At 63.3% G+C, this 13,026-nt stretch carries 7 protein-coding genes; 1 reads left to right on the top strand and 6 read right to left on the bottom strand.

Annotation, left to right across the window (positions count from 1 at the left end):
- Positions 1-71 precede the first annotated feature (71 nt).
- Entirely contained in the window at positions 72-4,025 is a 3,954-nt protein-coding gene (hrpA, locus tag FLQ44_RS19405) for an ATP-dependent RNA helicase HrpA (protein WP_147695695.1), read from the bottom strand.
- Positions 4,026-4,124: 99 nt separating this feature from the next.
- Positions 4,125-4,778, bottom strand: coding sequence for a hypothetical protein (locus FLQ44_RS19400; protein WP_147695694.1), 654 nt, complete (start codon positions 4,776-4,778; stop codon positions 4,125-4,127).
- A gap of 297 nt (positions 4,779-5,075) precedes the next feature.
- Here FLQ44_RS19400 and FLQ44_RS19395 point away from each other — a divergent pair, with 297 nt between their 5' ends.
- A complete protein-coding gene (locus FLQ44_RS19395; protein ID WP_147695693.1) occupies positions 5,076-7,589 on the top strand; it encodes an EAL domain-containing protein in 2,514 nt (837 codons plus the stop codon).
- Positions 7,590-7,735: 146 nt separating this feature from the next.
- Here the strand turns inward: FLQ44_RS19395 and serS are convergent, their stop codons facing one another.
- The 4 genes from serS to FLQ44_RS19375 form a co-directional block, all read right to left on the bottom strand.
- On the bottom strand, positions 7,736-9,022 hold the full coding sequence (serS, locus tag FLQ44_RS19390; protein WP_147695692.1) for a serine--tRNA ligase: 1,287 nt from the start codon (positions 9,020-9,022) through the stop codon (positions 7,736-7,738).
- Positions 9,023-9,025: 3 nt separating this feature from the next.
- Positions 9,026-10,342, bottom strand: coding sequence for a replication-associated recombination protein A (locus FLQ44_RS19385; protein ID WP_147695691.1), 1,317 nt, complete (start codon positions 10,340-10,342; stop codon positions 9,026-9,028).
- Positions 10,343-10,346: 4 nt separating this feature from the next.
- The gene (gene lolA / locus FLQ44_RS19380) at positions 10,347-10,952 is read right to left on the bottom strand and encodes an outer membrane lipoprotein periplasmic chaperone LolA (protein ID WP_147695690.1); all 606 of its coding nucleotides are present in this window, start codon (positions 10,950-10,952) and stop codon (positions 10,347-10,349) included.
- Positions 10,953-11,095: 143 nt separating this feature from the next.
- Positions 11,096-12,688, bottom strand: coding sequence for an NAD+ synthase (locus FLQ44_RS19375; RefSeq protein ID WP_147695689.1), 1,593 nt, complete (start codon positions 12,686-12,688; stop codon positions 11,096-11,098).
- Between the last annotated feature and the right edge of the window lie 338 nt (positions 12,689-13,026).

The raw sequence follows: 13,026 nt of genomic DNA, 5'->3' as shown, positions 1-13,026 counted from the left end.
TAATGGCAGCCGGCCTGTACCGAGGTGCTGTTTTTGGCCTGCCACGGCGCGTGGCCGTGGCAGTTTCGCGCTTAGATACCGCGTGGCAGCTCGCTCCACAGCTTTTCCAGGCGCTTGCCGGATACCGGGTACGGCGTTTTCAGCTCTTGCGCAAACAGCCCCACACGCAGCTCCTCGATGTGCCAGCGGAAGGCCTGCAGCTGTGGCGAAGGTTGGCCGCGCTCGGCTTCTTCGGCCATGCGGGCTTCCCAGCGTGCCCACAGCTGGCGGATTTCGGCGCCGCGCTGGCCATCGCGCTGGGCGTTAGTTGGCTGCTTGTCCATGCGCAAGCTCATGGCTTTCATATAGCGCGGCAGCTGCGGCAGCTGGCCCCACGGCGTGGCGTACAGAAAGCCTTTGTACACCAGGCGCTCCAGCTGCTGTTTCAGCTCGAACCCCAGCTTGTGCTTTTGCAGCTTGGTGCTCAGCAGCCCGTACTCGGCGGCAATCTGGTTCAGGTAGCCGGTGACGGCCTGCGTAACGGCGGGCAGGCGGGTGCGGGCACGGGCTTTCTGGTCGTTAAAGGCTTTTTCGCTGCGTGGCACCTCGTCGTCGCCGATAAAGGCACGGTCGCAGATGGCGGCAATGGCGTCCTGCAGCAGCTCGTCCACATTGCACACGGTGCGTAGCTGCAGGCCCAGCTGGGTCATGCCCGGCAGGCCCTTGTTCATCTGCTTCATGTGCTCTTTCAGCTGGTACTGCAGCAGGCGGATCACGCCTTTGCGGTGCGCCACGTTGGCCGCACCCTCGGTGTCGAACAGGCGGATGGCCACGTGCTCGCCCTTGGCGTCGGTTTCGATGGTGAGCGCCGGGAAGCCGGTAAGCTGCTGGCGGCCACGGGCAAACTGTATCGCCTGCGGCAGCTCGCCAAAGTCCCAGGCTTCTACGTGGTCGCGCTCGAATTCGGCGCTGGTGTCACGGAAGGTCAGCTGTGCTGCCTGGCCAAACTGCTTTTGCAGCGCCAGGAGGTCGCGGCCCATGCCGATTTCCTGCTTGCCATCGTCCACAATGCGGAAGTTGAACAGCAGGTGCGCCGGCAGCTCGATGGCATCAAACGCCAGCGGGTCTACCTTCACGCCGCCGGTGTGGCGCAGGATGAAGTGCGCCAGCTGCGGGCCGATCGGTTTGCCAGTGTCCGGCTCGGTCAGCAGGAACTGGGTGACAAAGTCCGGCACCGGTACGCAGCTACGGCGCAGCTGCTTGGGCAGGCCTTTGATCATGGCCTGCAGTTTTTCGCGGATCATGCCCGGCACCAGCCATTCGAACTCGGCCGGCTGCAGGGTGTTGAGCACCGCCAGCGGCAGGTCGATGGTGACGCCATCCAGCGGGTGGTTCGGCTCGAAACGGTAGCGCAGGCGGCAGCGGCTTTCGGCCAGCTCGCACCACTCGGGGAACTGGTTTTCCGATACGTGCTCGGCAGCGTGGCGCATCAGCTCCTCGCGGGTGAGGAACAGCACTTTCGGGTTGGCCTGCTCGGCGGTTTTGCGCCAGGCTTCAAAGCTGGCGGCGTCTACCACGTCGCTGGCGATGCGCTCGGCGTAAAAGGCGTACAGCGCTTCTTCGTCTACCAGCACGTCCTGGCGGCGCGCCTTGTGTTCCAGCTGCTCTACCTCGCGAATCAGCTGCTGGTTGCGCTGGAAGAACGGCGCGTTGCTGACGTATTCCATGGCCACCAGCGCGCCGCGGATAAACAGCTCGCGCGCTTCTTCGGGGGCGATGCGGCCGTAGCTTACCGGGCGGCGCGCGATCAGCGTCAGGCCAAACAGCGTCACGCGCTCGCTGGCCACCACCTCGCCACGGGCTTTTTCCCAGTGCGGCTCAAAGTGATGCAGGCGGATCAGGTGCGGCGCCACGGCCTCGACCCATTCCGGCTCGATCTTGGCCACGCAGCGGCCGTACAGCTTGGTGGTTTCTACCAGCTCGGCCACCACCACCCACTTGGGGCGCAGTTTTTTCAGGCCGGTGCCGGGGAACACCAGAAAGCTGCCGCCACGGGCGCTGGTGTAGTCGTCGCTTTCCTGCGATTTCATGCCGATATTGCCGATCAGGCCGGTCAGCAGCGCCTTGTGCAGCCTTTCGTAGGCCACCGTGTCGGCCTGGGCGCGTTTCTTGGCGCTGGTTTCCAGGTTGGCCTGCACCGGGGCCGGGGCGTGGGCCTTGTCTTTGTCGATCAGGCTGAGCTCGGCGGCAATGTCTACCAGCTGGGCGTGCAGCTCGCGCCATTCGCGCATGCGCAGGTGCGACAGAAAGTGCTCGTGGCACAGGTTCACCAGCTGGCGGTTGCTTTGCTTGTTGGCCAGCGCGTCGGCAAAGAAGTCCCACAGGTGCAGCCAGGACAAGAAGTCGGATTTTTCGTCGTTAAAGCGGGTGTGCGCGCGGTCGGCGGCCTCACGGGCTTCAAACGGCCGCTCGCGCGGGTCTTGTATCGACAAGCCGGCAGCGATGATCAGCACCTCGCGTACGCAGCCAAAGTCGCGCCCGGCCAGCAGCATGCGGCCAACCTTCGGGTCTACCGGAATGCGCGCCAGCTCCTTGCCCACGGCGGTGAGCGCCAGCTGTTCGTCCACCGCGCCCAGCTCCTGCAGTACCTGGTAGCCGTCGGCAATCAGGCGGCTGGAGGGCGGCTCGATAAAGGGAAACTGGTCCACCACGCCCAGCTGCAGCGCGGCCATGCGCAGGATCACGGCGGCCAGGCTGCTGCGCACGATTTCCGGGTCGGTAAACGCGCTGCGGGCGTTAAAGTCGGCCTCGTCGTACAGGCGCACGCAGATGCCGGCCTCTACACGGCCGCAACGGCCAGCGCGCTGGCGGGCAGCGGCCTGCGAGATTTTCTCTACTTGCAGCTGCTCTACCTTGGCGCGCGGGCTGTAGCGTTTGATGCGCGCCAGGCCAGTGTCGATTACGTATTTGATGCCCGGCACGGTCAGCGAGGTTTCCGCCACGTTGGTGGCCAGCACGATACGGCGCCCGCCGGAGGGCTTGAAGATTTTCTGCTGGTCTTCGTTGGACAGGCGGGCAAACAGCGGCAGGATCTCGTAATGGCGAATGCCGCTGCGGCGCAGCTTGTCGGCGGTGTCGCGGATTTCGCGCTCGCCGGGCAGGAACACCAGGATATCGCCAGCGCCGTGGCGCGAGATTTCGGACACCGCCTCCACGATGGCGTCTTCCATCTCCATTTCGCGCTCGTCTTCGTCGCGCTGCTTCAGCGGGCGATAGCGCACCTCTACCGGGTAGGTACGGCCGGACACTTCGATGACCGGGGCGTTGTTAAAGTGGCGGGCAAAGCGGTCGGCGTCGATGGTGGCCGAGGTAATGATCACTTTCAGGTCGGGGCGGCGCGGCAGCAGCTGCTTCAGGTAGCCCAGCAGAAAGTCGATGTTGAGGCTGCGTTCGTGCGCCTCGTCGATGATGATCGTGTCGTAGTTGCTCAGGTAGCGGTCGGTCTGCGTTTCGGCCAGCAGGATACCGTCGGTCATCAGCTTGATGACATTGCGCTCGGACTGCTTGTCGTTAAAGCGCACCTTGAAGCCCACGTGGGTGCCCAGCTCGCTGCCCAGCTCCTGCGCGATACGCGTAGCCACCGAGCGTGCGGCCAACCTGCGCGGCTGGGTGTGGCCGATCAGCCCGTACACGCCACGGCCCAGCTCCAGGCAGATCTTGGGTAGCTGCGTGGTTTTGCCAGAGCCGGTTTCGCCGCAAATAATCACCACCTGGTTGGCCGCAATGGCCGCCTTGATGTCGTCCAGCTTCTGGTTTACCGGCAGCGCGTCGTCAAACGTGGGGCGTGGCAGGTGCTCGGCGCGCACCGCGGCGCGGCTGGCAGAGCGCGCGATTTGCGCGGCAATGTCGGCCAGCAGTTTGTCGGCAGGCTGCTGTTTGCGCGCGCGCTGTTCGGCATCTTGCAGCTTGCGCTTCAGGATGTGGCGGTCGCGAATCAGGCAGGTGGGCAGGGCGGCTTTGAGTTCGGGCAGGGTGGGGGTGGTCATGCGGGCTTAAAGAGCAAAAATCGACAAGGCGGCAGTATAACAGAGCGCAGGCAGCAAAAAGCCCGCCAGGGCGGGCCGGGTGTGGTGGCGGGCAGTGTGTCAGGCGCGGGTGTTGACCCCGGTTGGCGCTTGGGCAGGGCTGGCGCTGTCTGCTTTTTTCAGGCTGACGGTGTCGCCGCCGGGAATGCCTTCTTTTTCCCAGCGGTCGAACTCGGCCATGATCACCTTGCGGGTGTCTTCGCTGATCTGTGGCAGCTTGCCGCCCAGCATTTTGGCGGCGTCATCAAAGCCTTTTTCTACCGCCTTGCGGAAGGTGGCCAGCTTTTCCGGGTCATCCCCCATGCCCATTTTGGCAAAGCTCAGGATGCGTTCGGCGGTTTTGCGTACGCCCATCTCGCCGTCTTCCGACACAGCTTCCTTGGCTTTGGCGATGGTTTCGGCGTCGGCGCTCAGTTTCTGTTCGCCGCTCACCAGCTTGCTCCACGATAAGCCCTGCTTTTCTACCAGGCTGCCCAGCAGCTGCATGAACTCGTCCACCTTGCGGTTGGATTCGTCCAGCATGTTCTGTAGGTCCGGCTTTTCTTTGGCGGCGGTTTTGCGCGGGTCGCCGTAGGTTTGGGCTTCGTCTACGGGGCGCTGGCCTAGCGCCACGGTTTCTTGCGGGGCGCTGCTGCTTGGGCTGGCGGGTGGGGTAGTGCTGGCAGGGGCGCTGGCCGGAAGGGGCGGGCGGCTGCCGATGCTGCTGATGTCCATGGTGGCTCCAGTCAGAATGTACGGATAGGCATCTGCTTTATCGGCTGTTTTGGCTAGAACATGAAGGCCATTCTGACTGCGTGCTTTTAAAAGCTACTTTTATGACTGCAACCAGCATTCTTGATAAGATGTTGTAATATTTACGAATGGCTGCGCTTTGCCAAGCGTCGTGCGGCTAGTGTGTGAGCTAGCGTACGTCATCGGTATCTGATGGCATCATTTCTTTGCTATGCCTTTCAAATGAGCTGGTAAACTGTAAATATATGTTTACTTATCAGTTGTCCTCTGGAGTCTGGCGTGTCCTTATCGCATACCGTTGAAAGCATTGTGTCCAGGAATGTCCTGTGTTGCCCGCCTACCATGCTGGTGGCCGAGGCGGCACGTGCCATGTGCGACGCCTTGTGCGGCTCGATTGTGGTGGTGGATGCACAGGGCGAGCCGGTAGGTATCTGGACCGAAACCGACGCCATCAAGCTGGACCTGCGCCAGGACGATATGGCCAGCCAGTGCATGGGGGAGGTGATGAGCGCCCCGGTGCTGGGTATTGCGCTGGGCTGCCCGCTGCAGGACGCTACCCGTGTGCTGATGGAAAATAACGTTCGCCATCTGATTGTGCGCGATGACGCAGGGCGGATGGTGGGCGTGGTATCGGCCACCGATATTTTGCTGAACCAGGACGCCGAGCTGTTTTTGCGCATGAAGCGGCTGGACAGCCTGGCGCGCGAGTCGCTGGTGGTGATTTACGCCGAAGCGCCAGCCGCAGAAGTGATGCAGTGCATGCGCGATTTTTCGGTAGAGGCGCTGGCGGTGCGCTACGCCGACGGCAGCTGGGGCATTATCACCCGCCGTGACATGGTGCGTTTCCTGGCGCAGCCAGACGAAACGCGCTGCGCCGCTGACCTGGCCAGCTACCCGCTGCGCTCGGTGCCGGCCGGCATGACCTTGTTGGCCGCACGCAAGGTGTTCATGGAGTACCAGATCCGCCACCTGGGCGTGGAAAGCGAAGACGGCAAGCTGCTGGCCATCATTAGCATGGCGGATATTCTGGCGTCTATCGAACAAGAGTATTTGTCCGAGCTGCGCGCCGTACTGCGCGAGCGCGACGAGGCGCTGCTGCGCTCGCGCGAGAGCCTGCAGCTGGCCGACAAGGTGTTCGAGTCCACCATGGAAGGCATCCTGATTACCGACCCGAACGGCGTGATCCAGTCGGTGAACCCGGCATTTAGCCGCATCACCGGCTACAGCCGCGACGAGGCAGTAGGCCAGACCCCGGCGCTGCTGAAATCCGGCCGCCAAGGGGAAGATTTCTACCAGCGCATGTGGGGCCAGCTCAAGCAGCAGGGCATGTGGCAGGGCGAGGTAGTCAACCGCCGCAAAAGCGGCCTGCTGTATACCGAGCACCTCACCATTACGGCGATTCCGGATGGCCACGGCGGCGCCCGGCACTATGTGGCGGTGTTTACCGATATTACCCAGCGCAAGCAGGCCGAAGAGCGGCTGCACTTTCTGGCCAACCACGATGCGCTGACCGGCCTGCCCAACCGCACGCTGTTTGGCGAAAAACTGCAGTTGGCCGTGGAGCGCGCCATCGAGCAGGAGCAGCGCCTGGCGCTGATTTTCATCGACCTGGACCGCTTCAAGCTGATCAACGACACCCTGGGCCACCAAGCCGGAGACGAGCTGCTGGTGAAAATAGCCTGCCGTATCCAGAACCAGCTGCCGCCGGGGGCGGTAGCGGCGCGCCTGGCGGGGGACGAGTTCACCATTCTGCTATCGGGCATCGCCCAGCCTAACAGCGTGGCCAGCCTGGCGCAGGCCATGCTGGAGAATATTACCGGCGAAGTGGTGCTGGGCGCGGGTAACAAGGTGTTTGTGTCGGCTAGCCTGGGCATTGCCATGTTCCCTGACGATGGCAATACCGCCGAAAGCCTGCTGGTGAATGCCGATGCGGCCATGTACCGGGCCAAAAGCCGTGGCAAGAATACCTTCCAGTTTTACACCGCCGACATGAACGCCAGTGCCATGGCGCGGCTCAAGCTGGAATACAGCCTGCATCGTGCGCTGATGAAACAGGAATTCCAGGTGTGGTACCAGCCCAAGGTAGAGGTGGGCAGCGGCCGACTGGTGGGCATGGAGGCGCTGATACGCTGGGACAACCCGGAAATGGGCATGGTGTCGCCGGTGGACTTTATCCCGGTGGCCGAAGAGTGCGCGCTGATTGTGCCGCTGGGCAGCTGGGTGTTGCAGCAGGCCTGCCGTTTCAGCAAGGCTTTGCTGGACGAGTTCGGCTTTCAGGGCCGCGTGGCGGTAAACCTGTCCGGGCGCCAGCTGAAATTCGGCCAGATCGTGGACAGCGTACGCGAAACCCTGGCCGATACCGGCTTGCCAGCCGCCTGCCTGGAGCTGGAAATGACCGAAAGCACGGCCATGGATACCGACGTGGAGGTGATGAAGGCGCTGGAAGGGCTGCGTGCCATTGGCGTGACGCTGGCGATTGACGACTTTGGCACCGGCTACTCCTCGCTGGCCTATCTGAAGCGCCTGCCGGTGCAGGTGCTGAAAATCGACCGCTCCTTTATCAAGGATCTGGACCACGACCGTGACGACGCGGCCATTGCTTCGGCCATTATTTCCATGGGCCGCAGCCTGGGGCTGTCCATTGTGGCCGAAGGGGTGGAGCTGCCGGCGCACCGCGATTTCCTGCAAGCCGAGGGCTGCCATATGGCGCAAGGCTATTTGTTTGGCAAACCCATGCCGGCAGAAGCGTTCCGCAGCATGCTGCAGGCCGAGCTGGCGAACAACCCTGTGTAGCTGGGGCGGCCTGGCGGGTTATGCCTGCCAGGCTGGCGCTATGGCGGAGTCTGCCGCTTTGCCATCAATCAAAAAAGCCGATGCATGTGCATCGGCTTTTTGTTTGCCAGGTTGGCCGCATGCGGCCAACCCTGTGCAGGTCTGGCTTAGCCGCCGATCTTGTCGCGGCCACCCATGTACGGGCGCAGCACCTCGGGGATGGTCACGCTGCCGTCGGCGTTCTGGTAGTTTTCCAGTACCGCCACCAGCGTACGGCCTACGGCCAGGCCGGAGCCGTTCAGCGTGTGGACGTAACGGTTTTTGCCATCCGCGTCCTTGAAGCGGGCCATCATGCGGCGTGCCTGGAAATCGCCCATATTGGAGCAGGAACTGATCTCGCGGTAGGTGTTTTGTGCCGGCAGCCAGACTTCCAGGTCGAAAGTCTTGTGCGAGCCAAAGCCCATGTCGCCACTGCACAGCGCCATCACGCGGTAGGGCAGGCCCAGCTGCTGCAGAATCACCTCGGCGTGGCCGACCATTTCGTCCAGCGCGGCAAACGAGTGCTCCGGGTGGGCGATCTGTACCATTTCCACCTTGTCGAACTGGTGCTGGCGAATCAGGCCACGGGTATCACGGCCGTAGGCGCCGGCTTCGGAGCGGAAGCAAGGCGAGTGGGCGGTAAATTTCAGCGGCAGCTCATCGTGCTTCAGTACCGACTCGCGCACCATATTGGTCATGGTGATTTCCGAGGTGGAAATCAGGTACTGCGCCTGGGCAGCGGCTTCGCCACCGCGTTCTACGCGGAACATGTCTTCGGCAAACTTGGGCAGCTGGCCAGTGCCGTACAGTACGTCGCTGTTCACGATGTACGGGGTGTAGGTTTCGCTGTAGCCGTGCTGTTCGGTGTGGGTGTTCAGCATGAACTGCGCCAGCGCGCGGTGCAGGCGGGCGATGTCGGCGCGCAGCACGGTAAAGCGTGCGCCGGACAGCTTGGCGCCGGTTTCGAAATCCAGGCCCAGCGGCGCGCCCACGTCTACGTGGTCTTTGATATCGAAATCAAAGCTGCGCGGGGTGCCCCAGCGGCGTACTTCCACGTTGCCGCTTTCGTCGCTGCCGGCCGGTACCGATTCGTGCGGCACGTTCGGGATGGTGAGCAGCCAGTTGTCCAGGCGGCTTTGCACGGCGGCAAAGGCTTCTTCGGCGGCTTTCAGCTCGTCGCCCAGCGAGGCAACCTGCGCCATGATGGCGGACACGTCTTCGCCGTTTTTCTTGGCAATGCCAATCTGCTTGGAGCTGCTGTTGCGCTGGGATTGCAGGTCCTGCATGCGGGTTTGCAGGCTTTTGCGTTCGGCTTCCAGGCTGTTGAAAGCGTCTACTTCCAGAGTGTAGCCACGGGCGGCCAGGCGGGCCGCTACTTCATCGATATTGCTGCGCAGCAGTTGAATGTCCAGCATGTTTCAGTCCTGTTTCTTGGTATTGGCTTCGTCATCCAGCTGGCGTAAAAACGCCAGCTTGTCGGCAATCTTGCTTTCCAGCCCGCGCGGCACCGGCTCATACCAGCGCACGTCTTCCAGGCCTTCCGGCATATAGGTTTCGCCCGCCGCGTAGGCGTGCGGCTCGTCGTGGGCGTAGCGGTATTCGTGGCCGTAGCCCAGCTCTTTCATCAGCCGGGTTGGCGCATTGCGCAAGTGTACCGGTACCGGGCGCGAGCTGTCGCCTGCCACGAAGGCGCGGGCAGCATTATACGCCATGTAGCCGGCATTACTCTTGGCCGCTATGGCCAGGTAGATCACCGCCTGGCCCAGCGCCAGCTCGCCCTCGGGGCTGCCCAGGCGCTCGTAGGTGGTGGCGGCGTCGTTGGCGATCTGCATGGCGCGCGGGTCGGCCAGGCCGATGTCTTCCCACGCCATGCGCACGATGCGCCGCGCCAGGTAGCGCGCGTCGGCGCCGCCGTCCAGCATGCGCGTCAGCCAGTACAGCGCGGCGTCGGGGTTGGAGCCGCGTACCGATTTGTGCAGCGCCGAAATCTGGTCGTAGAAGGCGTCGCCGCCTTTGTCGAAGCGGCGGGCGTTGACGCTGAGCACCTCGGCCAGAAAGGCGCTGTCGATGCGGGCGGTTTTGCGCGCCAGTGCGGCGGTGCGGGTTTGTTCCAGCAGGTTCAGGAAGCGGCGGGCGTCGCCGTCGGCGTAGCCGGTCAGCGCGGCGCGGGCGTCGTCGTCAAATGTCAGACCATCCAGCGCACCGTTGGCCGCAGCGCGGTCGAACAGGGCGTGCAGGTCGGCCTGGGTCAGCGGCTTGAGCACGTAGACTTGGGCGCGCGACAGCAGCGCGGCATTGACTTCGAACGAGGGGTTTTCGGTGGTGGCACCAATAAAAGTGAGCAGGCCGGATTCCACAAATGGCAAAAACGCATCCTGCTGGCTTTTGTTGAAGCGGTGTACTTCGTCCACAAACAGGATGGTGCGCCGCCCGCTGCGCTGCAGCGTGGCGTGGGCGCGCTCTACCGCTTCGCGGATGTCTTTTACGCCGGATAGCACGGCAGACAGCGGGATGAACTCGGCGTCAAACGCGCCGGCCAGAATGCGCGCCAGCGTGGTTTTGCCCACGCCGGGTGGCCCCCACAGCATCATGCTGTGCGGTACTTGCGCCTCGATGGCCATACGCAGCGGTTTGCCGGGGCCGATGAGGTGCTGCTGGCCGATGACGTCGTCCAGCGTGGCGGGGCGCAGCGCCTCGGCCAGCGGCTTGTGCGGCTCGCGTGCAAACAGGTCCATGGGCTTACTCGCTGACCAGGTCTACGCCCTTGGGTGGGGTAAAGCTGAAGTTGGCCGCAGGCAGCGCGGGGTTTTTCTTGATGTCGCTAAAGCGGATGCGGGTCTGGTTGCCAAAGCTGTCGCCCAGCTCCATTTCCACCAGCTGGTTGTTGCTGAAACCCATCTTGATGGATTCAAAGGTGTTGTCGGCCTTTTTGGGGCTGGCGGCCAGCCATTCCACGTCGCCTTGCTTGCCCATTTCGCGCAGCAGGTAGTCGCGCTCGATGGCATTGCTGCCGGCCAGTAGGGCGGCCGGGCTACTGCCCAGTGCGCCGGCCTGTTTGCGTTTGGTGATTTGCGCCAGCTCTTTGTCGTAGATCCACAGCGTATTGCCGTCGCCCACGATCAGCTGTTCAAACGGTTTGCTGTACGCCCAGCGCAGCTTGCCGGGGCGCTGCAGCTCCATGATGCCGCTGGCGGTTTCCTGCTTGCCTTTGCTGCTGACGGTCTGGCTAAAGCTGGCAGACAGGGTTTTGGTGCTGCTGACAAACTGTTTGAGCTGGGCAATGGCCGCGGCGTGGGCCGGGGCGGCGAGGGCAAGGCAGAGCAGGGCGCTGGCGAGGGTTTTCATGGTGTTCCTTGTGGGGGTGATGGCAGTGTGACCGCCGTGGCGGCGGGGGATTCGCACTGCTTAACAAGGCTTAACACACTGGCGGGCAGTGCGTGCCGCCAGCGGTGTGCGGCCAACCTGTGCAGGTTGGCCGCAACCGTTGCTTAACTGAAACGGTTGGTGATGGGGTAGCGCCAGTCTTTGCCGAAGCCGCGGTGGGTGATGCGCGGCCCTACCGGCGCCTGGCGGCGCTTGTATTCGTTGATCTTCAGCAGGCGCACCACCTTGGTCACGTCGGCTTCGGCAAAGCCGTCGCGGATGATGTCGGCGGCCGACATATTGTGTTCCACGTAGCGCGCCATGATGGCGTCCAGCACCTCGTACGGCGGCAGGCTGTCCTGGTCTTTCTGGTCCGGGCGCAGCTCGGCCGACGGCGGGCGGGTGATGATGCGCTCGGGGATGATGTCGCCCTGGGTATTGCGCCAGCGGCACAGGTCGAATACCAGCGTCTTGGCCACGTCTTTCAGTACGGCAAAGCCGCCGGCCATGTCGCCGTACAGCGTGCAGTAGCCGGTGGTCATTTCCGACTTGTTGCCGGTGGTCAGTACCAGCTTGCCGGTTTTGTTGGACAGCGCCATCAGCAGGGTGCCGCGGATGCGCGCCTGCAGGTTTTCTTCGGTGGTATCCATGGCCAGGCCGTCAAACGACGGTGCTAGCGCGGCCATGAAGCTTTCGTACATGGGCCAGATTTCGATTTCGTCGTACTTCACGCCCACGCGCTGCACCATGTCGCGGCTGTCGTCCACGCTGATGTCGGCGGTGTAGCGCGACGGCATCATTACGGCGTGCACGCGCTCGGCGCCCAGCGCGTCCACGGCAATGGCCAGCGTCAGGGCGGAGTCGATGCCGCCGGACAGGCCCAGTAGCGCGCCGGGGAAGCCGTTTTTATTGATGTAGTCGCGCACACCTACTACCAGGGCGCGGTACACGCTTTCCAGCTCGCCGGGCAGGGTGGCCTGGCTGGCGGGGGCGAGGTCGCTGCCGTCGTAGTCCAGCAGCAGCAGCTCGTCGTCGTAGGCGGCGGCCTGGGCCACCAGCTCGCCTTGCTTGTTCAGCGCGAAAGAGCCGCCATCGAATACCAGCTCGTCCTGGCCGCCGGTCAGGTTGACGTAGGCGATGGGCAGGCCGGTTTCTTGTACGCGGTAGCGCAGCATGTCGTGGCGGGTGTCGATCTTGTTGCGGTGGAAGGGCGAGGCGTTCAGCGACACGATCACGTCGGCGCCGGCGTCGGCGGCTTCTGCTGCCGGCTCGATGGACCACACGTCTTCGCAGATCAGCACGCCTACCTGTACGCCGTTTTGCTCGAATACCAGCGGCGCCGCGCCAGGGGTGAAGTAGCGGCATTCGTCGAATACTTCGTTATTGGGTAGCAGCATCTTGTGGTACTGGCCCAGGCGGTGGCCGTCGCGCAGCACGGTGGCGGCGTTAAAGCGCTCGTTACCCAGCTTGGCCGGGTGGCCGATCACCAGGGTAATGCCGTCCAGCTGCTCCAGCTCGTCCAGGCCGGCGGCAATGGCGCGGTAGAAATGGTCGCGCAGCAGCAGGTCTTCCGGGCTGTAGCCGGTCAGGGCCAGCTCCGGGGTGACCAGGATATCGGCGCCCTGTGCCATGGCGGCGTGGGCCAGGGCCAGGATTTTCTGGGTATTGCCGGTGATGTCACCAACAACCGGGTTGAACTGGGCTAAGGCAATGCGCATCGTGTTTTCACGGGGTGTGTTTTGCAATGCCGCAATTCTACCTGAAGCCGCGCAGGCTGGGGGTAGGTGGCGTGCTGGAGCGGGAATGCGCAATGCGATCAAGGGCTTGCCGTGGCTGTGTGTGGCGGGCAGGCAGCGGCCTGGCGCTGGCATGGCGCGGGGGTAGGCATTTTTTTGTAAAAAAGCTTGCCAAGGCAGGGGGGCTTCACTAGAATGCGCAGCCTCTGACGACAAAACGCCGCAAGGCAGGTCGAAAAGAGCCATCTGGAGAGGTGGATGAGTGGCTTAAGTCGCACGCCTGGAAAGCGTGTTCAGGGTAATACCCTGACGGGGGTTCG

Source organism: Vogesella mureinivorans, assembly GCF_007644035.1.
Taxonomy (GTDB): Bacteria; Pseudomonadota; Gammaproteobacteria; order Burkholderiales; family Chromobacteriaceae; genus Vogesella; species Vogesella mureinivorans.
The sequence above is the reverse complement of the archived record's forward strand: the minus strand, read 5'-3'. Positions and strand labels throughout refer to the sequence as shown.

What these genes read in the sequence shown, in the direction of transcription:
- FLQ44_RS19385 (WP_147695691.1), bottom strand. Translation starts at nt 10,342, where the DNA reads ATGGACCTGTTTGCACGCGAGCCGCACAAGCCGCTGGCCGAGGCGCTG.
- lolA (WP_147695690.1), bottom strand. Translation starts at nt 10,952, where the DNA reads ATGAAAACCCTCGCCAGCGCCCTGCTCTGCCTTGCCCTCGCCGCCCCG.
- hrpA (WP_147695695.1), bottom strand. Translation starts at nt 4,025, where the DNA reads ATGACCACCCCCACCCTGCCCGAACTCAAAGCCGCCCTGCCCACCTGC.
- serS (WP_147695692.1), bottom strand. Translation starts at nt 9,022, where the DNA reads ATGCTGGACATTCAACTGCTGCGCAGCAATATCGATGAAGTAGCGGCC.
- FLQ44_RS19400 (WP_147695694.1), bottom strand. Translation starts at nt 4,778, where the DNA reads ATGGACATCAGCAGCATCGGCAGCCGCCCGCCCCTTCCGGCCAGCGCC.
- FLQ44_RS19375 (WP_147695689.1), bottom strand. Translation starts at nt 12,688, where the DNA reads ATGCGCATTGCCTTAGCCCAGTTCAACCCGGTTGTTGGTGACATCACC.